This window comes from Staphylococcus lloydii, from assembly GCF_015775975.1.
Classification (GTDB): Bacteria; Bacillota; Bacilli; order Staphylococcales; family Staphylococcaceae; genus Staphylococcus; species Staphylococcus lloydii.
This window is the reverse complement of sequence record NZ_CP064056.1, coordinates 617,242-640,331: the sequence shown is the minus strand read 5'-3', so window position 1 is coordinate 640,331 and position 23,090 is coordinate 617,242. Positions and strand designations below refer to the sequence as shown.

At 31.4% G+C, this 23,090-nt stretch carries 26 protein-coding genes and 1 pseudogene; 9 read left to right on the top strand and 18 right to left on the bottom strand.

Annotation, left to right across the window (positions count from 1 at the left end; translation table 11 throughout):
• Positions 1–41: 41 nt before the first annotated feature.
• Positions 42–1,124: an MDR/zinc-dependent alcohol dehydrogenase-like family protein gene (locus tag ISP08_RS02875; RefSeq protein WP_195719309.1), complete on the bottom strand. Its 1,083-nt coding sequence runs from the start codon at positions 1,122–1,124 to the stop codon at positions 42–44.
• A gap of 174 nt (positions 1,125–1,298) precedes the next feature.
• On the opposite strand from ISP08_RS02875, the gene ISP08_RS02870 reads away from it, so the two are divergent.
• Positions 1,299–2,063, top strand: a complete 765-nt coding sequence (locus ISP08_RS02870; RefSeq protein ID WP_048793092.1) for a DeoR/GlpR family DNA-binding transcription regulator — start codon at positions 1,299–1,301, stop codon at positions 2,061–2,063.
• A gap of 77 nt (positions 2,064–2,140) precedes the next feature.
• On the opposite strand, the gene ISP08_RS02865 is transcribed toward ISP08_RS02870, so the two are convergent.
• The 3 genes from ISP08_RS02865 to ISP08_RS02855 all read right to left on the bottom strand — a co-directional run bounded on the left by ISP08_RS02865 (position 2,141) and on the right by ISP08_RS02855 (position 6,320).
• Positions 2,141–2,920, bottom strand: a complete 780-nt coding sequence (locus tag ISP08_RS02865) for an SDR family NAD(P)-dependent oxidoreductase (RefSeq protein WP_195719308.1) — start codon at positions 2,918–2,920, stop codon at positions 2,141–2,143.
• Positions 2,921–3,188: 268 nt separating this feature from the next.
• Positions 3,189–4,859: a Na/Pi cotransporter family protein gene (locus tag ISP08_RS02860; protein WP_195719307.1), complete on the bottom strand. Its 1,671-nt coding sequence runs from the start codon at positions 4,857–4,859 to the stop codon at positions 3,189–3,191.
• Positions 4,860–5,042: 183 nt separating this feature from the next.
• Entirely contained in the window at positions 5,043–6,320 is a 1,278-nt protein-coding gene (locus ISP08_RS02855; protein WP_195719306.1) for a YhgE/Pip domain-containing protein, read from the bottom strand.
• A 165-nt stretch (positions 6,321–6,485) separates the two neighbouring features.
• Here ISP08_RS02855 and ISP08_RS02850 point away from each other — a divergent pair, with 165 nt between their 5' ends.
• Together ISP08_RS02850 and ISP08_RS02845 are read left to right on the top strand one after the other, a co-directional pair.
• A complete protein-coding gene (locus ISP08_RS02850) occupies positions 6,486–7,094 on the top strand; it encodes a TetR/AcrR family transcriptional regulator (protein WP_195719305.1) in 609 nt (202 codons plus the stop codon).
• Positions 7,095–7,170: 76 nt separating this feature from the next.
• Entirely contained in the window at positions 7,171–8,109 is a 939-nt protein-coding gene (locus tag ISP08_RS02845; RefSeq protein ID WP_195719304.1) for a magnesium transporter CorA family protein, read from the top strand.
• Positions 8,110–8,179: 70 nt separating this feature from the next.
• On the opposite strand, the gene ISP08_RS02840 is transcribed toward ISP08_RS02845, so the two are convergent.
• Entirely contained in the window at positions 8,180–8,728 is a 549-nt protein-coding gene (locus tag ISP08_RS02840) for a peptidoglycan recognition protein family protein (RefSeq protein WP_195719303.1), read from the bottom strand.
• Positions 8,729–8,987: 259 nt separating this feature from the next.
• Between ISP08_RS02840 and ISP08_RS02835 the strand changes: the two genes are divergently transcribed.
• On the top strand, positions 8,988–9,692 hold the full coding sequence (locus ISP08_RS02835; protein ID WP_195719302.1) for a helix-turn-helix domain-containing protein: 705 nt from the start codon (positions 8,988–8,990) through the stop codon (positions 9,690–9,692).
• Positions 9,693–9,821: 129 nt separating this feature from the next.
• Positions 9,822–10,163 (top strand): DUF4889 domain-containing protein, encoded by a 342-nt coding sequence (locus tag ISP08_RS02830; protein ID WP_048793099.1) that lies wholly within the window; start codon positions 9,822–9,824, stop codon positions 10,161–10,163.
• A gap of 54 nt (positions 10,164–10,217) precedes the next feature.
• Here the strand turns inward: ISP08_RS02830 and ISP08_RS02825 are convergent, their stop codons facing one another.
• Together ISP08_RS02825 and ISP08_RS02820 are read right to left on the bottom strand one after the other, a co-directional pair.
• Positions 10,218–11,492 (bottom strand): cation:dicarboxylate symporter family transporter, encoded by a 1,275-nt coding sequence (locus ISP08_RS02825; RefSeq protein ID WP_195719301.1) that lies wholly within the window; start codon positions 11,490–11,492, stop codon positions 10,218–10,220.
• 378 nt (positions 11,493–11,870) lie between these two features.
• Positions 11,871–12,227 (bottom strand): DUF3139 domain-containing protein, encoded by a 357-nt coding sequence (locus tag ISP08_RS02820; RefSeq protein WP_195719300.1) that lies wholly within the window; start codon positions 12,225–12,227, stop codon positions 11,871–11,873.
• A gap of 218 nt (positions 12,228–12,445) precedes the next feature.
• On the opposite strand from ISP08_RS02820, the gene ISP08_RS02815 reads away from it, so the two are divergent.
• Both ISP08_RS02815 and ISP08_RS02810 read left to right on the top strand, forming a co-directional pair.
• Positions 12,446–12,883 (top strand): MarR family winged helix-turn-helix transcriptional regulator, encoded by a 438-nt coding sequence (locus ISP08_RS02815; protein ID WP_048793102.1) that lies wholly within the window; start codon positions 12,446–12,448, stop codon positions 12,881–12,883.
• Between the two features lie 155 nt (positions 12,884–13,038).
• Positions 13,039–13,470 carry an Hsp20/alpha crystallin family protein gene (locus ISP08_RS02810; protein WP_195719299.1) on the top strand — a complete coding sequence of 144 codons (432 nt, stop codon included), beginning with the start codon at positions 13,039–13,041 and terminating at the stop codon, positions 13,468–13,470.
• Between the two features lie 64 nt (positions 13,471–13,534).
• On the opposite strand, the gene ISP08_RS02805 is transcribed toward ISP08_RS02810, so the two are convergent.
• Positions 13,535–14,071, bottom strand: a complete 537-nt coding sequence (locus ISP08_RS02805; protein WP_195719298.1) for a GNAT family N-acetyltransferase — start codon at positions 14,069–14,071, stop codon at positions 13,535–13,537.
• Between the two features lie 149 nt (positions 14,072–14,220).
• Entirely contained in the window at positions 14,221–15,039 is an 819-nt protein-coding gene (locus tag ISP08_RS02800; protein ID WP_195719297.1) for a formate/nitrite transporter family protein, read from the bottom strand.
• A gap of 162 nt (positions 15,040–15,201) precedes the next feature.
• On the opposite strand from ISP08_RS02800, the gene ISP08_RS02795 reads away from it, so the two are divergent.
• Positions 15,202–15,606: an Rrf2 family transcriptional regulator gene (locus tag ISP08_RS02795; RefSeq protein ID WP_195719296.1), complete on the top strand. Its 405-nt coding sequence runs from the start codon at positions 15,202–15,204 to the stop codon at positions 15,604–15,606.
• Positions 15,607–15,655: 49 nt separating this feature from the next.
• Here ISP08_RS02795 and ISP08_RS02790 read toward each other — a convergent pair whose 3' ends face one another.
• From ISP08_RS02790 to ISP08_RS02755, 8 genes and pseudogenes are all read right to left on the bottom strand, one after another.
• The gene (locus ISP08_RS02790) at positions 15,656–16,126 is read right to left on the bottom strand and encodes an SRPBCC family protein (protein ID WP_195719295.1); all 471 of its coding nucleotides are present in this window, start codon (positions 16,124–16,126) and stop codon (positions 15,656–15,658) included.
• The gene (locus ISP08_RS02785) at positions 16,127–16,720 is read right to left on the bottom strand and encodes a helix-hairpin-helix domain-containing protein (protein WP_195719294.1); all 594 of its coding nucleotides are present in this window, start codon (positions 16,718–16,720) and stop codon (positions 16,127–16,129) included.
• A 195-nt stretch (positions 16,721–16,915) separates the two neighbouring features.
• Positions 16,916–17,431 (bottom strand): YceI family protein, encoded by a 516-nt coding sequence (locus ISP08_RS02780; RefSeq protein WP_195719293.1) that lies wholly within the window; start codon positions 17,429–17,431, stop codon positions 16,916–16,918.
• Positions 17,432–17,622: 191 nt separating this feature from the next.
• A pseudogene (locus tag ISP08_RS02775) lies at positions 17,623–18,561 on the bottom strand (metal ABC transporter solute-binding protein, Zn/Mn family); the annotation flags it as partial.
• Between the two features lie 144 nt (positions 18,562–18,705).
• Positions 18,706–19,326, bottom strand: a complete 621-nt coding sequence (locus ISP08_RS02770; RefSeq protein WP_048793111.1) for a DsbA family protein — start codon at positions 19,324–19,326, stop codon at positions 18,706–18,708.
• Positions 19,327–19,350: 24 nt separating this feature from the next.
• On the bottom strand, positions 19,351–19,623 hold the full coding sequence (locus ISP08_RS02765; protein WP_195719291.1) for a cystatin-like fold lipoprotein: 273 nt from the start codon (positions 19,621–19,623) through the stop codon (positions 19,351–19,353).
• Between the two features lie 192 nt (positions 19,624–19,815).
• Positions 19,816–20,163 (bottom strand): ASCH domain-containing protein, encoded by a 348-nt coding sequence (locus ISP08_RS02760; RefSeq protein WP_048793113.1) that lies wholly within the window; start codon positions 20,161–20,163, stop codon positions 19,816–19,818.
• Between the two features lie 31 nt (positions 20,164–20,194).
• Positions 20,195–21,634, bottom strand: coding sequence for an MDR family MFS transporter (locus tag ISP08_RS02755; RefSeq protein WP_195719290.1), 1,440 nt, complete (start codon positions 21,632–21,634; stop codon positions 20,195–20,197).
• A gap of 213 nt (positions 21,635–21,847) precedes the next feature.
• On the opposite strand from ISP08_RS02755, the gene ISP08_RS02750 reads away from it, so the two are divergent.
• Positions 21,848–21,961: a putative metal homeostasis protein gene (locus ISP08_RS02750; RefSeq protein WP_152906102.1), complete on the top strand. Its 114-nt coding sequence runs from the start codon at positions 21,848–21,850 to the stop codon at positions 21,959–21,961.
• 92 nt (positions 21,962–22,053) lie between these two features.
• Here ISP08_RS02750 and ISP08_RS02745 read toward each other — a convergent pair whose 3' ends face one another.
• On the bottom strand, positions 22,054–22,740 hold the full coding sequence (locus ISP08_RS02745; RefSeq protein ID WP_048793115.1) for a 2,3-diphosphoglycerate-dependent phosphoglycerate mutase: 687 nt from the start codon (positions 22,738–22,740) through the stop codon (positions 22,054–22,056).
• Positions 22,741–23,090 lie beyond the last annotated feature (350 nt).

The following is a 23,090-nucleotide window of genomic DNA, read 5'->3' as shown; positions in this document are numbered from 1 at the left end:
ATTACTCTCTCCTTTATTGAAGCTATATTCTTCTTTGATGTTTATGGTTCTAAGACAATTTTTAGTGATTTGTCGCCTTTTTTCATTAACTCGAATCCTTCTTCAAATTTTTCGAGAGGTAATTTATGAGTTACTACACCTTCAGTTGGGAAATCACCGTTTTGAATGCCATCAATAACAAGTGGGTAACAATAAGGTCCTAAATGACTACCCATAAGGTCTAACTCTTTACGGTCAGATATAATACTCCAATCTACAGTTACAGGATCACCAAATACTGAGAATTCAACAAATCTACCTAATTTTCTAATCGCGCTTAATCCTTGCTCAACTGATTTAGGATGACCAGTTGCTTCAATATAAGTATCGCAACCATAACCTTCTGTCATATCTTTAATTTCTTTTACTACATCAACTTTAGCTGGGTTCATTACGATGTCAGCACCGAATTTTTTAGCTAAATCTAAACGGTCGTCTTTCATATCTAATACTACTAATGTTTCAGCACCAGCTTTTTTAGCTGCACCTACCATACCTAAGCCTAATGTACCTGCGCCAGATAAAACGACAAAGTCGCCTAATTTAATATTGGCACGTTGTACTGCATGCAAACTACATGCATAAGGTTCGATTAAAGCCGCTTTTTCAATTGGTAAATCTTCTGGAACTTTATAGTTAATAGCTTCTTTAGTAAATTTCATATATTCAGCCATACCGCCGTTAACATTGTTTTGGAAACCGTATAGATCGTGTTTTTCACACATCCAATATTCTCCACGGTTACAGAATCTACAATTCCAACAAGGAACGATTTGTTCAGAAATTACTCTATCCCCTACTTCATAGTCTGTTACTTCGTCCCCTTTATCTACGACACGCGCAATAAATTCATGGCCAGGAATCATTGGTGCTTTAATGTATGACGGTTGCGTTTCGTCACCCCAGAAACTTGGCGCGCCACCATAAGCTTTAATATCACCTGCACAAATACCACATGCTTCAACCTTCACTATAATTTCTTTACCATTTTCAATTGTAGGTGTCTCAACAGTTTCATATCTGTAATCTTCAGGCGCATAGGCTACTACCGCATTCATAGTGTCAGGATAATTTTTCTTTGTCATAATATACAACTCCCTTTTATTTTTAGGAAACGCTTTCATTTACAATTTTTATTTTAATATATTTTTTCGTTTTCTTCAAATATTTTTTCGTTTATTTTCATTTTTGTTTGTTTGTATTTACATATTGAGTAATAATATAAAATGAATTAAGATAAAATTAAGGATGTGTCGCAAATGAAAATGTATGCAGATGAACGACGTGAAAATATTTATACATATATAAAATCTCATAAAAGGGCTACTGTAAAACAACTATCAAATTATTTAAGCGTAACTGAAGCAACGGTTAGAAGTGACTTACGAAGATTAGAAAGTGAAAATAAGTTAATTCGTACACATGGTGGAGCGAAGGTAAATGAAAATATGGGTTCTAAACTTAACTTTTCATATCGTTTAACACAAAGACATGACGAAAAACACCATATTAGCCAAAACGCCATTAATAAAATTCAACCACAACAATGCATCATGATAGATGCTAGTTCTACTACGTATGAGTTAGCTAAATTACTCGCCGAAACGACAATGGAATTAACTATAATTACTAATGGCTTAGAAAACGCTGTTTTATTAAAAGAAAATCCACATTTAACTGTGCTTATCGTTGGCGGTTTTGTATCACAAGATTCCAATGCAATTACAGGTAATATTGATTCACAAATTTTAGAAATGTATCATATCGATTATTTCTTCCTATCAGCAAACGGTCTGACATTACAAAATGGTTTAACGGATTTTTCATTACCAGAAGTACAATTAAAAAAACAAATGGTTCAAGAAAGTGATAAAGTCATCGCACTTATAGATCATAGTAAGTTTGACGTTTCTTCAACCTTATCATTTGCCAAATTAAATGACATCGACGAAGTAATCACCAATAAAAAGCCTAATAGTAAATGGTTGTCTGATGTTCCATTTAAAATAACAATAGCTGAGTAACATAAACACAATTAAAAAAGCTCAAACCAGATTTAAAACTAAATTCTGGTTTGAGCTTTTATTGTATAGCTATTTAATTATAGAGCCGTATAACCACCATCAATCGTTACAATACTACCTGTCACAAATGATGACGCATCAGATGCTAAATATAATGCTGCACCTTGTAATTCTTCTGGCACACCTGGTCGACCCATAGGTGTGAATTTCATCCATGTATCAATCATTTCTCCACCTTGAGCAAAGTAATCTTTAGTGAGTTCAGTTTTCATATAACCTGGCGCAATCGTATTCACTCTGATATTATGTTCTGCCCATTCGTTAGCTAAGCTTTTTGTAAACATAATTACTGCACCTTTAGAGGTATTATATGCCGCTTGTGGTTGAGGCGTATTTACGATAATACCAGACATTGAAGATGTATTTACGATAGATCCACGTTTTTGTTCAATCATTACTTCGCCTACCGCTTGCGATACTAATACCATACTATTGATGTTTACATCCATATTTTTAACCCATCTATCATATGGCATATCTTCAAATTTTACATGTTCATTTATGCCGGCATTATTAAATAAAATATCAATTCTACCAAATTCTTTTTTAACATCTTCAACCATTTGATAAACGTCGTCGACATTCGTTACATCTACTTTACAAGCAATGGCTTTATTGCCCGTGTCATTAGTAAATTCATCTGCAGTAGTTTGTGCTTGTTCTAAATTAATATCTGCTATTACTAAATGCGCACCCGCTTCTGCTAAGCCTTTGCCCATAGCTTTTCCTAACCCAGAAGCACCACCCGTAACGATAGCAACTTGATTATCTAATTTAAACTTATCCAAAATTGACATATGTATACCTCCAAAAAAACTTTTATAAAATGATTGTAAGATAAATAATTCATACATTGCAATGGAAACGTTTTCTTTTGTGTTTAATATTTTATATTAGTACATATGATTAATAATTATTTAAATAAAAAAGCACGAACCTAAAGTGTTGGTTCGTGCTTTTTAGAGAGCAACTCACTCTGTATTATTATGTGTGTGATTATTTATAAAACGCATGTAAAAAATATAATTTAGTATAATTGCATAATGCGCGCGTTTTAAAATTTTATCAAGTGGTTTCTAGCTCCCATGTGTTTGAATGATTAAAATCTGTATGTTCAAGATAATTGTAATTAATCATGCCTTCTGAAATATTTCTCGCGTGATAGCCTATACGCTCTAACACTGAAATCATATCCAAGTATAATATTGCCCCTTCAGGTGAACAATCACCAGAACTCAAGCGTTGAATATGTTGTTTTCTTAATTCATGTTCTAGTCCATATGAATCTTTACTACGTTTTACGATTTCTTCTTTTGTTATATGATCATATACATTAAAATTGTTTATTGTTTTATTAAAAGAAACTGTAACGTGATCATACAATTGATTAATACTTTGTTGCGCTTCTTCAGAAATATGAATTTTATCAGTACGTTGTTGTTCTATTATATTAAAATATTGTTGTGATAACGATGCCACTTTTACTACCGCTTTATTAACATCAAATAATACTGACATACGTTCTGCGTCTTTTGCTGATAACTTTTTCTCTGATATTTTTGTTAAATACTGGCGTATATTATCATACATATTTTCGACAACTGCTTGCTTTTGTTCTATATCTTTTTTCGTCTTATCGTCATAGTATTTTACATTTTCTAACAACGAGTATGACATTTGTCCTAAATGTTGTATTTCATCTTGCGCCTCTTGTAATGCAATACTTGGTGCTCTGTTAATTAAATTTTTATCCAGAATACGTGGTTGAAATTTTTCGTGAATGTCGTCGCCTGGAATAATTTTCGTCACTATCCATGCTAGTACAAAGATAAAAGGTAATTGAATTAACGTATTAGTTACGTTGAAAGAACCATGAGCAAACGCAATTACCATTTCTGGCTTCATGCTAAGTGTTTTTTGAACCCATACCATGGCACTTTGAAATAATGGTAAAATGATAATAAAAATTGTAGCACCGATAACGTTAAATAATACATGTACCATCGCGACACGTTTAGCAGCAATTGAGCCTGCTAAGCTAGCCAATACTGCAGTAATCGTTGTACCTATGTTATCGCCGAGAAGTACCGGTAATGCACCGTGTAATGAAATTAAATCATTTGCGTAAAATCCTTGTAAGATACCGATAGTAGCACTTGAACTTTGAATAACAACTGTTAATAATGTTCCAGCTAATAAGCCTAAAACAGGATTTGAAGACATATCGAGCATAATTTTATTAAAGCCATCTAAATTTGCTAAAGGTTTAACTGCTGAACTCATCAATTCGAGTCCATAAAATAATGCACCGAAACCAAATAAAATCATACCAATATTTTTAACTTTTCTCTTATGAATAAAGAATATTAAAAATGCCCCAATGGCTAATATAGGAAGTGCATAAGCACCAATATCAATACCAATTATAAATGCTGTAACCGTTGTACCTATGTTAGCTCCCATTACAACGCCAATGGCTTGTCTCATTGTCATAAATCCGGCAGTCACTAAACCAATCGTAATTACCGTAGTCCCAGAACTACTTTGAATTAAAATTGTAACGACCATACCTGCAAGCACACCCATTAATGGATTGCTTGTAAAACGATTTAAGATACTCCTCAGTCTATCGCCCGCCGAAGCTTGCAGACCGTCACCCATTTGTTTAATACCGTACAGGAAAATTCCAAGTCCACCAATAAAAGTAAACAGAATTTCCATCGCAAAAGAATTCATCGCCCCACCTCTTTAAATTATTTGTTAACTACTTAAATTATATCTGACTTTTGTTAAGATACTGTTAAGATAAGTTAAAGATTGTATAGGTCATAGCTCAATCATTCTGTAATGATATTACAAAATAAAAAAGCTGCATTATAGAATAAACAATATTCTATAACGCAGCTCAAATATTTTATATTATGAAGGAATCTCAGTTTTTTTGTCGCTATGTTTTCTCACTATAGTCGCTATAAGTGATGAAATCACACCGAATATCATAAAGCCAATAAACATCCACATTGTGCTATTTAATTCTATTGGTTGATGCATATAGATTAATTCTCTTAAAGAGTTAGCATAGTGTGTGAATGGATTCCAATCGACAATATAATCTTGATAAAATTTAGGTAATAATTGTTTTGGTAATGTCACTAATTGCATACTAAAGAACATTGCAATGAAGAAAATAGGAATTGATTTAAGTCCTAACCAAGTCATTACGCCCATTATTAAGCCCATAAAGCTTAGTATTGCAATTGATATAAAGAGTGCAATTTTGCTAGTATCGTCGAAATTAAATCCTTGGACGCCAGACATAAAGTAAACATACCCAAAGCCGCCAATAAATGCAGTTAGAATTGCACCTACAAATTGTATTAACGTAGCTGATACACGTTGAACAATTGTAATATTATGACTAGATCTGAATGCAAAGAATAATAAAATTGATCCTACAATAGAACTCATCCATACTGGCATAAACATTAAGAATGGTGCGTTGCCGCTACCTTGATGGTCTTTAACTTTATTAACTTTTGTATCGTTAACTTTTACAGGATTCGTGATATCATTAATATCTTTTGCACTCACTTTGACGTCTTGTTTTTCTAATGTACCAATACTTTGCTTAGTGATTTGTTGATTAATATTGTCACCAATACCTTTTAAAACATTGGAAGCCATTTGAGATGCTTGCATACTAGCACCGCTATTAGTTATTGTTTTAAGCTTAGCTTGTTTAACAGTAACATCATTTTTAGGTGCAGATTGTTGCATTTTTTTCGCTTGTTCTGGTGGAATATCCCCAGATTCAACCTTTTCTTTCATTTCAGCTTTCTTGCTATCCATTACAACTTTTTGCGTTTTACTCATCGCATTTTTTGAAAAGTCTTTTTCTAAAATTGCTGCCCCATAATATTTTTGTTTATCTAATCCTTTTTGAGCTTCTTTTTCACTATCTACTTCCACCCATTTAACAGATTTAGAATCACTATCTTTTAATTTATCTACTAATTTTCCACCGATATCTACATTTTTACCTTGAATAGCTGTACCATTATCGTGATTTACGATTGCGATAGGCACTGCTTTAGGTTTTGGGTTATATGCTGGATAAAAAGCAATTGAAAAAATTGCTAATATAATAACGATTGCAATTGGTGCGATCCATAGTAATTTACTTTTTAAAATATTCATAATTAATTTACCTCCTTATACGAAAACGTTTTTGAACACGCTGTTGAATATCTATCACCTGTTCTATTATAATAGTTTTAAACGTACTGACAATAATCAATATTGTGCATTGTGTTCATAAATCAACAATGAACTCAAAATTGTTCATTATCTGGAGGAATTAATATGGAAGACCGTCGTATAAAAAAATCAAAACATGCAATTAAACAAGCGTTTATTCAGTTATTACAAGAACAAGAATTAGATAAAATCACAATAAGAGATATTACGACATTAGCTGATATTAATAGAGGCACGTTTTATTTACATTATGTAGATAAGTATGACTTGTTGTCTTCAATGGAAGATGACTATATAACACATCTCTCTGAAAAATTAAACTTCGATTACCTGCTCACAAAATATGAATCAACTGAAGCATTCGCTAAAGAATTCACCTCAAATATACTAAAAAATATTATGTCTTATATCGGAAATAATATCGATTTTTACAAGGTCATATTAAGTCTTGAGCGTAAAAGCCAAATTGAAAGCAAAATAAGTCAGCTCATGTTTAATAATATGCGTACACATATCACAAGCGAAAACCAAATTGCAGGTATTCCGCTAGATTATTTCCATAGTTATGTTTCAGGCGCTACCATTTCGTTTATAAAACACTGGGTGCAAGACGATAATCGAATGAGTGTCGACGATTTGTCAGATATTTTATTCAAAATAATTTTTAATGGGCCGCTACGTTTAATGGCTAACCAAAAATATGATCAATATTAATTATAATTACTATTGTAAGATACTTATATATTCGCTAATATAATAAAGTATTTATTTTGAAAGGAGGTATTGGGAAATGATTACAGCATATAAACATAATCAAAATCAAGAAATCATCGAATCTACAGCAGATGCATCGGCTTCTTGGATTAATATTGTAGAACCCGATCGAGAAGAAATAGAAACAATAATGTCCCAATATAATATTCCTGAGGATTTTATTAAAGACCCATTAGACAGTGAAGAGAGTTCCCGTATCGAATACGATGATGAATCCGGCTACTCTTTAATCATTATCGATTTACCCATCGTCAATAAAACAAATCAAAATGTCCTCTCTTTTATAACTATTCCATTAGGTATCATTATTGGTAATAAAAGAATAATTACGATATGTAACGAGGAAAATGAATTTCTAGAGAATTTCTCACGTCAACATATTAATTTAAAGTATCATAGTCGTTTTGCGTTAAATATTTTATTAACAATAGCGAATCACTATAATAGAAATTTAAGATTATTAAACAAAACAAGACTACGTATTGAACGTAATTTAAAAAACAATGTTAGTAATAAACAATTGTATAATCTTATGGAAGTAGAAAAAAGTTTAGTTTACTTTTTAGCGGCACTTAAAGGCAATGATAATATTATTAAAAAGCTCTTTAGATTGCCTGCCATAAAAAGATTTGATGAAGACGAAGAGTTACTCGAAGATTTAGTTATCGAAAATAAACAAGCCGTTGAAACAACTGAACTATATACCAAAATTTTAGAGAGTATTACGACTTCACATGCCTCTCTATTATCAAATGAATTAAATAACACGATGAAAACTTTAACATTATTTACAGTTTTCTTAACGTTACCAACGCTAGTATTTAGCTTCTTTGGTATGAATGTACCGTTACCGATTAACGACCACAGCTATATTTCATGGATAGTCGTTATTGTGATTTCACTAATACTTGTATCATTTGTCGGTGCATTTTTATGGCGCAAACAGAAACTTTAACTTCATAAACAATAGAACAGCTATACTACTGTAATGTAACCATTATCGTAGTATAGCTGTTTTATAATTGTTATACATGCTCATAATAGCTTTGGATACGACTTATAAAGTAATCTTTTAATCGCGCTCTGTTCACTAACGTATCTTCATCATCATTAACATGCATTTGCCATGCTCTGGCAGGACAAGCGGTATCGAAAAATTCTCTATGCAGTCGGATAGTATCTCTGTTTACCGGTAGTTGCTGTTCTTTTAAAATTTGTGCCGCAAGTGCAAAGCTAGCTTCTTCATTTTCTTTAAATTGCGCGTCCGACAAAACGCCATCTATTTTCGACTGACATCTTTCAATGCCTACATAATGTTCATTCGCAAAGCGATTTCCACAATGCCACTCTACGTATTCAATAGGGTGAAACCAATAGCATGTATCTTTATCAACATAAATGCTAGCCCATCCTTTTTCTAAACAACCTTGTTGTTCTCTTTCTTCGAGCCATGCTATATAATCTTTAGCAGCCATGTTTTCTGCGTCATCATGTAACACAATCCCAAAGATTTGTTGCTTTTTATCTGTTATCTGCGGTTTACCATTAAAGTAATCAGAATATATATACTCCATTAACACTCACCTATTTAATCTCACATTTTTAATAGTTACTATAACTCTCATCTTTAAAAAATTGTAGTAAAAATTAATTAGGATAACTATTGTATAATGAATAGCGTTACAACGAAAACATCTTATTTATGGAGTTGATTTAATGCGCTGTACAATCCGCTTCTACAATTTTCATCCAACAACTACGTGCCGTTGTTTAAATCACCTTATATTATACTTTTCACTATGTAATGAGTTAAGCATACGCATAAACGGCAAAATGATAAAGATACATGATGACGTCTTAATTATTAATCATAGTGATTTATACACGATTCTTGGTGGCAAGCAAATAATAGAAATCAAAATCCCCTTAATTCTTCTTTCACAAAATCAACAGCATTTATTTACCAGTCACTATAATTATCAAAAATTACAATCCTCACACACGCTAAAATTATTAATTTTACAAATCATCAGCGAATATCATTACAATACGACAATAAATACGACACTATTTTTCGATATTTTGCAGTTATTAAATACAGAAGCATATGTAACACATACCAAAATCTACAAACCGATTATTTGTTCACAGAGCACACCGTTGAATAATATAGCATCATACATTAACCGTTATAGTTTACAAACACTTACTTCACAGCATTTAGCACAAAAACTATATTTCTCCCCTAGTTATATTTCTCTATTATTTATCAGATATTTAAATGTAAGTTTTAAATACTACCTTACTAGTTTAAAAATTGCACTATCTATACCAGAGCTGTTATTAACAAATAGTACAATTACATCTATTGCCTACTTTTTTGGTTTTAAAAACTATTACAACTATTTAACTCATTTCAAAAATCATTTAAACACTACACCACTAGCATTTAGACAACAATATAATTATCTTCCTAACTATCCGAACATTCATATTAATATCTCTCCAATTGAATTTCAGAAGCGCTATAGACGTTAAAATTATGTAAAATACGACAAATTTGTTACATTAAAGAAAATTTGACGATTTAATTTTGTTTTTATCTATATTATTATTATAATGAAGTTATATTATTAATATAGATTGTTAAAGGAGCCAAGAATTAATATGAACAAAAAGGTATTTAGTTACGGCTTAATCGCAGTAATGTTAATCGTAAGTATCGTTCTAGTTATCGTAATGATGACTACGGGTGAAAAAGAAACGTATTACGGTTATATGAAAGATAAAAATACTGCCGAAAAAGTAATTAACGAAAAAGATCATAAAGTAGAAAAAGACGTAAAAATCCCTTCTAAAAGTGGTTTTTCACCTAAAAAAGGCGATTTCGTAAAATTAGTTAAAGCCAAAGGTTCTGACAAATATTCATCTATGAAAGTCGTTAAGCACGATGATGTTCCTCACGGTTTAATGATGAAAATACATGACATGGGTAATATGCACATGTAATCATGCGCACGTTAAAAAGAGAGACAAATCATTTATTGATTTGTCTCTCTTCTTTTATATAGATTTATAATATTCTTGGCCTTTATCTTTATTGTATACGCCTTCCCATTTAGAGATAACGATTGTTGATAAAGAGTTACCCATTACGTTTACTGCCGTTCTAACCATATCTAGTAATCTATCGACACCAATGATTAAGGCTAGACCTTGTGCTGGTAATCCCATTGCACCTAAAGTAGTTACAAGAACAACTATAGATACACCAGGTACACCTGCCATACCTTTAGATGCAACCATTAATGTAACCATTAACATAATTTGTTGGCCAATTGACATGTCTATGCCATACATTTGCGCCACGAATAGTGCCGCTATAGATTGATACAATGCAGAACCGTCTAAGTTAAATGTATATCCGATTGGAACCACAAATGATGTAATGTCTCTTGGTGCCCCAAAGTTTTCCATCTTTTTCATGATAATTGGTAACACTGACTCTGAACTTGATGTTGAAAATGCTAATATCAATTCGTTTTTAAGTATTTTCATAATATGGAAAATATTGATACCACATATTTTAGCAACGATACCTAATACGACGACTACAAAGAATACCATTGCGCCGATTACTACTAATAATAATTTTAATAGTGGTAATAATGCTGAGGCACCGAATGTCATAATTGTAGTACTAATAAATGCGAAAACACCGATTGGTGCTAATTTAAGTATTTTGTTAATCATCCAGAATACGGCTTCTAAAACACCACTTAATACATCTCTTACAGGATCTGCTTTTTTACCGATTGCAGATAACGCAATACCGAAGAAAGCGGCGAAGAAGATAATTGGTAATAAATCACCTTTATTTAATGCTTCAAAAAAGTTTGTAGGTACTATGTTCACAAGTGTGTCGATAAAGTGATTACCATATGTAGAATGTTCAGCTGCCTTTGCAGATGATTCGTATGATGATATGTCACCTTTTGGTAATTTATGGGGATCTAGTCCAGAACCCGGTTTAAAGATATTCGCAAAAATTAATCCCAATGCGATTGCTATTGTTGTAATAACTTCAAAATATATAATTGTTTTTAGTCCATAACGTCCAACTGTTTTTGATTCACCAACATTAGAAATTGATAATGCTAGCGCACAGAATACGACCGGTATGACAATCATTTTAATTAAATTTAAAAAGACATCTCCAAATGGCTTAATGTAATTTACCCATTCATCATGTCCATATAATAGTAGACCAACAATGATACCAAGTATAAGCGCTATGATAACCTGAGTTGGCAAACTAATTTTTCTCAAATATTTCATGTTGAAACTCCCCTTCTTCTGACATTTCTAAATTATATCAAACAAAATAAAAAAAGAGTATAAAACTTTTTATAAATTAGTAACTAATTACATCTTTTATTATTTTATACACTTAAAAATTATAAATAAGTAACATCGATAATATTTTGCAAAATCAAGTATAATAAATCTTTATTTTTTATTTAAATGCGATTATACCGTTACTATTTCATATTTTATGAATCTTCAATTTATATAACGATACTTTTATAAGTAAATTTTATAAATGAGTAACATAATATGAAAACGCTTGCTCAATAACCTTTTTCCCCTACTTACAATAATAAAAGTCACAGAAATTATACATATTTCTGTGACCTACATTTAATGCACTTTTATTTACTTTTTAGGCTTGTAATCTTGATCAAACTCTCGATATTTAGCATCTTTAACTCTATTTTTCGTTTCATTATCGAAACCTTGTACAACTATACCTTTGAAGGTACTAATTGGTTGTACGTCATAAGTCAAATGGGGATCTGTTTTGAATTTCACTTCTTTATAATACAGACCTTTTTTACCACTGTACTTCGTTTTTTCAGATTGAACTTTATCAGTTAAATGATGTTCAGCTAAATATTTATCTACTAATTCAAGGTTTTTATGGCCTTGGTAAGTTCTCATTCCAAAAAAGAAGACAACAGCTAAGATAAATGAAACAATTAAGATTCCTAGTAATTTGAAAAACGTCTTCATTATGAATCTCCTTTAACCCAGTTTGTTAATACGTATCTTATTTATTATGACCTAAAAATATTTAATTATAAAGAGTTAGGCAAACTTTGTAACAAAATGTTCTTAATATCTATCTATTTATAAATATTTTAACAATAAAAAATATAACGCTTTCACTTTTTATTGACATAGCTCCGTTATAATATTATTGTTAAAAAGCAAAAGGAGCGATTAATTAGATGAATAAAGATAGTTATTTAGAACGACAATTATGCTTTTTATTTTATGTTTCTTCCAAAGAAATTATAAAGAAATATACTTCATACTTAAAGGAGTATGATTTAACATATACTGGCTACATTGTATTACTTGCCATGGAACCCGACGACAAAATCAACATCAAAACTTTGGGAAAACGCGTTTTCCTAGATTCAGGTACTTTAACGCCGCTACTTAAAAAATTAGAGAAAAAAGGTTTAGTTAAACGTATGCGTGAACAAAGTGATGAACGTAACTTACAGGTTTCATTGACAAATGAAGGTACAGACATTCGTGAACAACTTTTAGATGTGTCTAAAAAAGTATTTACTGAATTTGATATGGATATTGAAGAATCAAAAGAATTAAAAGATACATTACAAAATTTTGTAAATAAAAATTTCGACGCAAATTTATAATATTTAACCTTAAACTACGAATAAACCATATCCATTAGCATAACTTTATCCATCTAACTTTATGCTAATGGATGTGGTTTATTTTGCTTTTTTTCTTATACCTTTTACAATATAGATAGTCTATCTTTTAGACTAATTTAAAGGAGCTGATTAATTTGGCATTTGAAAAAAGATCTTTTAACAATACTTTATTTGACGTCGACCCTGGAGAGTTTTTTAAAGATGTAGGTAGACAGATATATGAACAGACACCTTTCAAAAAAGACATTAAAACAGATATTATAGAATATAATGACCATTTTGTAGTAGCAGCTGAACTACCTGGATTTAATAAATCTGACATTCAGTTGAATTTCGACAATGAAACATTAACTATTGAGGCAAAACAATCTCAAGCTAACATCACTGATGATGGTAAAATGATTCATAAAGAACGTGCTACAAATGACTTAAACCGTCAATTTACTTTTAAGCATATTATACAAGAGCAAATCTCTGCTAAATTTGATAACGGTGTATTATACGTTACTTTACCAAAAGAACAAGATACAACCGTTAATGTAGCAAGTAATATAGAAATAAACTAGTATTAAAATGCCCTTTCGTCATACACATTAACAATATGTGTAGCGCGAAAGGGTTCTTTTTATACTAAAATGGTGGCTTTCCGAGTACTTCTTCATCAAAGCGTTCCGGTATTAAAACTTTTCTCATAATAACACCTAAATCTCCATCATCACTTTCATGCTCATCATAGATTTCGTAGCCACGTTTTTCATAAATGCCTAACAACCATGGATGCTTTCTAGCAGAAGTACCCAACGTTACTGCAGGAGCTTTCAACGTATCACGTAAAAATGTTTCTTCAACATATGTTAGTAATTTACTTCCTAAACCTTGTCCGTCGTATTTAGGTTTTGTTGCAAACCACCATACAAAAGGATATATCGATATTCTTCGCTTACCTTGCCATGGATAACGTACAGTAATTGTAGAAATAATTTCATCGTCATTTTCTAATACAAAAGTAGTGCCTTCAATTAAATTTCTTCTTACAGCATCAACATCTGCATTAACAGATGGCCAGTCGATACCTAACTCTCTTAATGGTGTAAAAGCTTCATACATTAACTGTTGAAGTTCTGCTGCATCTTTCTCTTCAGCAATGCGAATATTGTGGTTAGTCAATTAAAGCGCTCCCTTCTTCTCATCGTCTATGTGGTGTTTTTTATTACTGCTTGTCAATAACAATAAGATATATAACATGTTACAACCTGAAGTAACAAATAAAATGACTTGAAAGAAGTACATTACCTCTTCAAGTCTAAATGTAGATATTAAATTTTTAGACTGTCACGGTGACCGTTTAGATAGGCATACAAGAGACCTACAAAAATAACTCCACCGATATAGTTACCAATAAATGCAAACACGATATTTTTCAATACATCTATCCAAGCTACCGCATCAAAGTTATAAAACAACATGCCTGCATAGAGACCTGCATTAAATACCACGTGTTCATACCCCATAAATACGAAAACGATTACGCCACATGCAATGAAAAATGCTTTAGATAGACCATCTTTAAATTGTAATGATATGTATATGCCAATATTAATAAAGAAATTACAAAATATCCCTTTAACTAATATCGCGTACCATGTAGCTTCAATCGTTTTGGAATCGACAGTCGTTGTTAAGGCTTTAATCATGTCAGGCGTCATAATATGTGTGAATTTCATTAATGCAAATAAGATAATCCCACCGATAATATTAAAAATAAAACATATGATAAATATAGCTATTACTTTATTTAATTTTAAGGCCTTATAATACCATCCAACCGTTAAATACATGAAATTACTCGTTAATAATTCTGAATGAGTTAACACGATTATGACTAAGGCTAAACTAAATGAGATAGCACCTAACAAGTTCACGACACCTTCTAGTGCCCCTGAAAATTGTGTTTTTATAGCTAACATAAATACCGTAACGATTGCTAATAAAAATCCTGACATTATAGATTTAAGTGCATATCTTGTTGGCGTTTGATCATACATAACTTCCTTGCTTTGAGCTTGACTGACGATGCTTTTCACAGTTTCAATTGAAGAATAAGTATCCTTTATCGCCTTCTTATTTTCTAACATACTCACCATCCACCTTTAATAACTATTTTCTTACATGATATAATACCTTTTTATAATTTGATACAATAAAAAAGCGCAAAAATTTGTAAAATACTGTTACACCGAGTAAACTTTACTTGTATTCAAAAAAATCACAAGTAACATATTAAGGATGACCTATTTATGAACTCACAATTTTCAATCGCTGTACATATACTTAGTTTACTATCACTTGAAAAAGAACCAGTATCTAGTCAATACATTGCATCTAGTGTGAATAGCAATCCGAGTTTAGTACGTAAAATTTGTCGTTTCTTAAAAGACGGGCAATTTATAACTAGTACGCAAGGTGTAGCAGGTTACAGTTTAACTCAATCAGCAAACCAAATATTATTGGGTGAGGTTTTTCGCTATACCACGGACATTGATAGCCATTTTGTTAAAATCCATGAAGATACGAATACACATTGTCCCGTAGGAAGAAATATTACCCCCGCATTAAACGATATTTACACTGAGGTAGATACCTCAATTATTAGTAAATTAAATACTTACTCTATCGAGGACGTAATTAATCGCTTTGAATAAACAAAACACACGACTCAAGCTATAGAATAGCAACTTGAGTCGTGTGTTTTTATGATGAAAGTAACTGTTCTAAATTATCAAATGTGGCTTGCATGCCTTGTTCTACGCCCATGTCTATTAAACGTTGGACTGATGTGGCATCAGGTAATTCTGAAGTAGCAATTACTTTTACATAACCTTTGCCTTCATCCTCTATTTGAACTATGTTGTGCATACCAGCCATCGTCTTATTTATTTCACCTTGTGCATTGGCAAAAAAGTCGTTGTAATCTATATAATTAGGTTCTGTAACCTTATTATATTGTGTTACTGTATAACTCGTCCCTTGTGGTGTATGAATTGCAAAGAAAGCTTTGCCACCTTCACATACATTAAATTCAAAAACCTCTGTCGTTGCACCTTTTGGATGGAACCATTGTGAAAATAAAGTTTTATCTGTATAGGCTTTGTATACAGCTTTGGTAGTTGCTTTGAACGTTCTTGTAAAAATTATTTTATTATTATTTACTTCTAAACCCATTTAAGAATCTCCTTCATTCATAATGACATAGGATGTAACTGCTATAATTTTAGCATCTCTTTTATGACTTTCAAATTCCATAAAATCTGCAAAATAAACTTTACTGCCATCCTTCATTACTTGATAACCATTGATTGCTCCCGTTTTACCATGACTAATATTATATGTCACTGTCATTGACTCTATCGGTGACGCGTGTTCGCTTAATTCTTCCAAAAACTTATTTTTATCTGTAATTGTAAATGCACCGGGTACGATCCACATAAAATCGTCACGCACAATTTCATTTAATAAATTATCATCCAGCGTTGCTGTTGCAATTAAAAAATCTAACATTAACCGTCTTTTGGGTGCGTGATCACATTCAAGATCACCGTTTAATTTAAATGGCAATTTGATCGATTGTTTATCGTTGAAAGTTAATGCATGCATCTCAAGATTTTCTTCCAGAATTTTCATTGCTTTTGGCCCTACACCATGAAAGGAAGCTAATGTCTGCTTATCATACTGAGCCACATCCTCTAACGTAACAATATCTTTATTCATTAGCGCATTAGTTGCAGGTTTGCCTATTTTGGGTAACGGTATACTCATAATCGCTCCTCCAATATTAATGATATGCTTTCATAAATACCCTTTTCATTTTACTCTTAACAAAAAAAGTGGGTTAGTAATCAAATTGATTAACTAAACCCACTCTTTTTATATTTAAAAACACTTGATTGTTTAATTTAGTATGCTAAGCATTCTCTACTTAAAAATAATTCTTTGCTAAATTCCATGACTATATTAGTTTTCTAATGCGAACTCCAAGCTCACTTCAAATTTAACATCTTTACCTAACATCACGCCGCCAGTTTCTAAAGCTTGGTTAAATGTAATGCCGTATTTCTCACGATTGATTTTACCGTCAACGATAAATCCTGCAGTATCAGCACCATTCATAGGGTTTTTGCTAATACCTTGTAATTTAGCATCGAAAGTTTCTTCATGTGTTTCACCTTTAATAGTCACATCACCAGTAACAGAATTATCACTTACTGATTTGATTGTGAATGTAATTTCTGGGTGATTTTCTACATCGAAGAAATCACTACCTTGTAAATGTTTGTCACGGTCTTCTAGGCCAGTATTTACTGAGCTAGCATTTATAACTACGTTACCTTTAATTGAACTTAAATCATTAATATCTCCTGAGATATTAGCGTCAAAATCAGTAAAACGTCCTTTTACGTTAGAAATTGCCAAGTGTCGAATAGAAAACTCTAATGCTGAATGTGCTTTATCAAAATTAAATTGTGTCATTACGTCATTCCTCCAAATTTATTAATATAATTATTATACCAAATACAAAAAATATATCAACCACTAAATTTCACTTTATTTATTTACCCCCGAATAACGTTTTACAATCAAAAAACTCAATCTAAAGGAACATCCTTTAGATTGAGGCGTTATACTAATATTCGATTGCAATGAAACAATTATGAACCTTGTAATGCTTTATCTAAACTTTTAATATTTTCACGCATAATTGATTGATAAGTTACGTCTTTATCTTTTAATTGCTTAGAAGTTACACTTTCCATGTTATTGAACTTCACAGGTTTAGTATCAGTCTCTTTGCGCACAGTGTCTGTAACTTTTGTTGAGACATTTTCTTCTAATAAAATGTACTTAACTTTATGTGAATTAATATCATGTACAATTTTAGTTAAATCTTTTTGTGAAGGATCTTCAGCATTCATATTTTGTATGCCTTCTTGTTTAAAACCATATCGTTTAGCTAAATAACCAATCGAATCATGGGATATATAAGCGACATTATTTTTCTTGTCTTTTGTAATAGCAGTTAATTGTTTATCAATTTTAGTTAAATCTTGGGCTAATTTTTTATAATTATCTTCATATTCTTTTTTATGTTTAGGGTCTTGGGCTATCAGCTTATCTTTAATATTTTTACTAAACTGTTTATCTAAAACTGGATCTAACCAAATATGCGGATCATATTTACCATGATGATGTTCTTCTTCGCCATGTTCATGTTCATCGTCGTCATGTTCCGAAAGTAATTCGCTTTGTTTTATATGCGTTTGTAATGATAATTTTTTATCTTTATCTTTGATTGTCCCAGCCACTTTTTTGGCTACAGGATCTAAATCATCACCCGTATACACAAAGAAATCGGCTTTAGAAGCTTTTAAAATATCTTTTTGTGTTGGTTCATAACTATGTAAATCTGTGCCAGCAGGATATATTGATTTCACATCAACATGTTTCCCACCTATTTGTTCTACAAATGAAGTGAGTGGATAAACAGTAGTATAAACTTTAACTTTTTTATTATCTTTCTTATCACCGCTACCGTTACTACAAGCAACAGCGGCAACGCCAATCATTAAAACTAATAGAGTTAAAAATGTTATCTTTTTCATGTTATTCTCCTTAAATAGTAATGTTTACGATTTATAATTATAACCGTTTTCTTGCTAAAACTCAATACGTTATTCGTAATTATTTCGATTTAATTACAAAAAAACATTTCTTAACTATTAACACAAGTTAAGAAATGTTTTTTTTTATGATTTAGCTTTTAATTTTTTATCAATCAGTTGTTTATAATTGCTATATTCGTACGGATCTTCTACTTTTTTACCACCGATAAATACTGTAGGTGCTGTCTTAATTTTATTTTTCTTATATAGTTGTTGATCCTTTTTTGCAGCTTTCCAAGACTTACTATCCTGCGTTTTATAATCTTTTTTAATTTTTTCTTTCGTCGAAGCACCTAGCGATAATTTATCAATTTGCTGATCCACTTTTGTTGTCGTAATCCATTTCTTTTCATTGTTTGGCTGTTGTGCAAACATCGATTGTTGAAATTGGAAATATTGTTGTGGTGCATAAAGTTGAACCGCATGACCTGCACGTGAACCAATGATGGAATCTTTACCTAAGAACGCCATATTCACGAATCGATAGTCCACCTTACCCTTTTTAATATATTGTTGGTTTATTTTTGGCAAAATTTTAGTATCTACTTTTTTACAGTATGGGCATTTGAAATCTCCATAAATAATTAATTTTACTTTTCCGTCTTTGGTGTATTTATCATCTTTATGCGGGTTTTGTTGGTTGGAACAAGCAGATAGTACAACACATATTAAACTGATGATTGTAAGTGTCCAAATTTTTTTCATGCGTCCTCCACGATGGCAAATGAACTAATTTTTGTTCATATTTTCTTCTTTATAGTCTGCTTTATGTTCTTGTACATAACCTTTAGAATTGAAATCTTTAATTATTTTAGGTTTGTTGTTGTTAAACTTATATGTGTAATAGTGTGCTTCAGCATCACCTTTTTGGCCTTTTGCTAATTTTTTTTGATATTTTTCTTGAGCCTTAACCGCTTTATCTATTTTGTCGGCATACTTACCACTACTACAACCTGCTAATAATACTGTGACAGCTATAAAACTAAACAATAACTTTTTCATTATTCTCTCTCCTACAATCTCTTCTAAAAATTATTTCACTTTAGAACTGATTATAAATTTACATATATTAATATTTCTTTCAAATTATAGCATAGAATGCTATTTTGCTTAATAAAAAATGAAAGGCCATTGCTGTTCACAATCTGCCCTTCATTTAAAATTTGTTTTCTTATATCAATATGCTTATTCGTTTCATTTAATTAATCTAATGTTAATTGCAAGTACGCCATATTCCAATTCATCTCTTTGGTTATATATATTGTATAAAGAAGCAAGGTTTTGCGATAATTGCGTATCCTCGTCAGCACCTATTTCTTCATTAGTGTAATGCTTTAACAAAGCTTGAAATGATGGAAATTCAACAGTTTCTTTCACTTTAACTTTAATCGTTTTATTTTTATCTTCTATATGAGAAAAAATAATAATATCATTTGCACGAACTTGTTGTCTTTTTTCATCATGCAATCTTATTTCAATCGTTTTCGACCCATTTTTAATTTGTTGAAACGGTTCATTGTTTAACTTCATATGATGTTCCATCGTATTCCTCCAAAGTTAATTTCTTACAAAATTACGCCTTTTCTATCGTTTGCTTGCGTTTGCTTTTTAACATAAAGACACATAGTAAGCTAATTGCTGAAATAGAAACGGCAAACCAAAATGCACCATGATAACCACTTAGTAAAGCATCATGTTGTATTTTAATACCCATTTCTTTTTGATTCATTCCTTTATAATCACTCATGTCTGGTTTAAATGATTTTGCAACTTGACTCATAATTGTAATTAGAGCTGCAGTACCAATTGAAGCCGCAATTTGCTGAACCGTGTTGGTCATTGAAGAACCGTGGGCATTCATTTCGCGAGTCAGTTGATTCATTGTATGTGTCATTAATGGCATCAATCCTAAAGCTATACCAACCATTCTAATTGCATAAATAGTAGCTAAGAGGCCAGTTGATGTTTCAGCATTCATGACTATGAAAAAGCTAGTTGTGATAACGACAATGAGCATACCTATAATGCCAAGTATTTTAGCTCCAAATTTTTCATATAAAAAGCCTGAAATTATCGACATAATCGCCATAACGATTGCACCAGGTAATAAGATTAAACCTGATTGTAATGCTGACTCTTTCATAATGTTTTGTACAAACATAGGCAATATTGTTTCAGAACCAATCATAGATATCATAGTAAATGCCATAATGATAATACCTACTGCGAACTCTTTATTTTTAAATACTCTAAAATCTAGTAATGGCATTGGCAGTTTCGTTTGTCTAATAATAAATAAGGCAACTAAAATAATACCGCCAATTACTGTTGTTAAAACAACAGGATTATCCCATCCGTCTCGTGAAATTGAGCTTGTACCATATAATAAACCACCGAAGCCAAGGATAGATAATGTTACTGATAAAACATCTATAGGCGTCTTTCTATTTGTACCTACGTTCTGCACAAATTTAAGTGAAGCAACAAAAGTTAACGCTGCAATTGGTGCCACAACATGGAATAATGATCTCCAATCAAAATATTCTACTAAATAGCCTGACAGTGTAGGTCCGATAGCTGGTGCTAAGCCAATAACTAAACCAAATGTTCCCATGTACTTACCACGTTCATGTGGTTCAAATACATCTAGTATCGTTGTCATCATTAATGGCATCATAATTCCAGAACCCATGGCTTGAACTATTCTTCCTATTAAAAGAACAGTAAAGTTTGGACTAAATCCAGCGATAATTGTACCAATAAAGAATATAGCAATGGCACTCATAAAGACTTGTCTTGTTGTATAGCGTTGAATAATCATTGCTGATAATGGGATGACTATTCCATTCATTAATAAAAATGCCGTTGTTAACCATTGTACTTGCGTGTATTCTATCTTGAAGTCTTTCATAATGCTCGGTAATGCTGTTGTGAGTAACGTCTCGTTTAATAAACCAAAGAAGCCACCAAACAACATAGTTATAACCATGATTAATTTATTTTTATGTGACATATTTCCTCCTATTACGTTTCCGTTAAGGTTTGTAATTTTTCAAGTTTTTTTGACTGCAACGACACATTATACATAATTTTTAATCTTTTAGAAACAAAAACATTTTGACTTTCAAAAAGTTTTATATTATTTTTTGCAAATCGTAACATTTCCTATTTACATATTTTCTTTTTTATTGCATAATAAAAGTCATATTTCTAAGGAGGTTACATTATGAAACAAGATTTACAGACAGCAAGACGTAATTTAAATAGTCCCAACATTAAAACGCGAAAAAGAGCACTAAAGATAATCAAACAACACAAACGGAATAAAAAAGCAGTTTAATCCTTAAACACATGACGTATTTTCTCCTTACATACTCTAATCCTACCCAAATTAAAAGGATGATACCCGCTATATGGATATCATCCTCTTTTTTATAAATAATATTTATTTGTAACTTTTAAGTCATCAGTTAAGTCGTAAATAAGTGGTGCACCTGTTTTGATTTCATAACCAACAATATCCTCATCAGACACATCTTCTAAGTACTTAATTAGTGCACGTAATGAGTTACCATGTGCAGAAACTAGCACGGTTTTACCATCTAACAACTGTTGAGAAATTTGATCGTTCCAATACGGTATAACGCGTTCTAAAGTATCTTTTAAACTTTCTGATTCAGGCATAACTCTTCTATCTAAATGCTCGTACTTTCTATCATCTAAATACCCTTGTCTTTGTTCCTCACTCTGTTTGGGAGGAGCAATATCATATGAACGTCTCCATAAATGTACTTGTTCTTCACCAAATTCTTTACGGGCATTATCTTTATTTAAACCTTGTAGCCCACCATAATGTCGTTCATTCAAACGCCATGTTTTATGAACTGGTATAAATAATTGGTCTGATTGAGATAACAAATGATATGTCGTATTAATCGCTCTTCTTAATAATGATGTATAAACAATATCTATATCAATTTGTTGTTCTTTTAATTTTTTTCCAGAAGTGATCGCTTCTTTTTTACCTTGATCAGATAAATCAACGTCTGCCCATCCTGTAAATAAGTTTTCAGCATTCCAATCACTTTGTCCGTGTCTACATAATATAAGTTTAGGCATATTCATCCCTCTTTCTTTTACATATTTTATATTTCAAAATTATTTCAATAATGTAATACTTATATACGCTTTCCTATACTTACTAGTATGTAATCTTGAGACAAAATATACAATTAATTTACTTACTTTTGTTACAAATTACACTACGAGTTGCAATATTTGTCTTCTCAAAGTCATAATCATCATTCTTTTTTTATCTTGCTGTAACCTATGCAAAATTTTTAGATGTTATATTAGTCTACGTTAATTCATAAATGACTTAACAACATAGAGTAACTATTAATATAGCGAATTTAAAAACAATAAAGCATACTTTCACAAACAGTCGTGAAAGAAATTATAGGAGGATT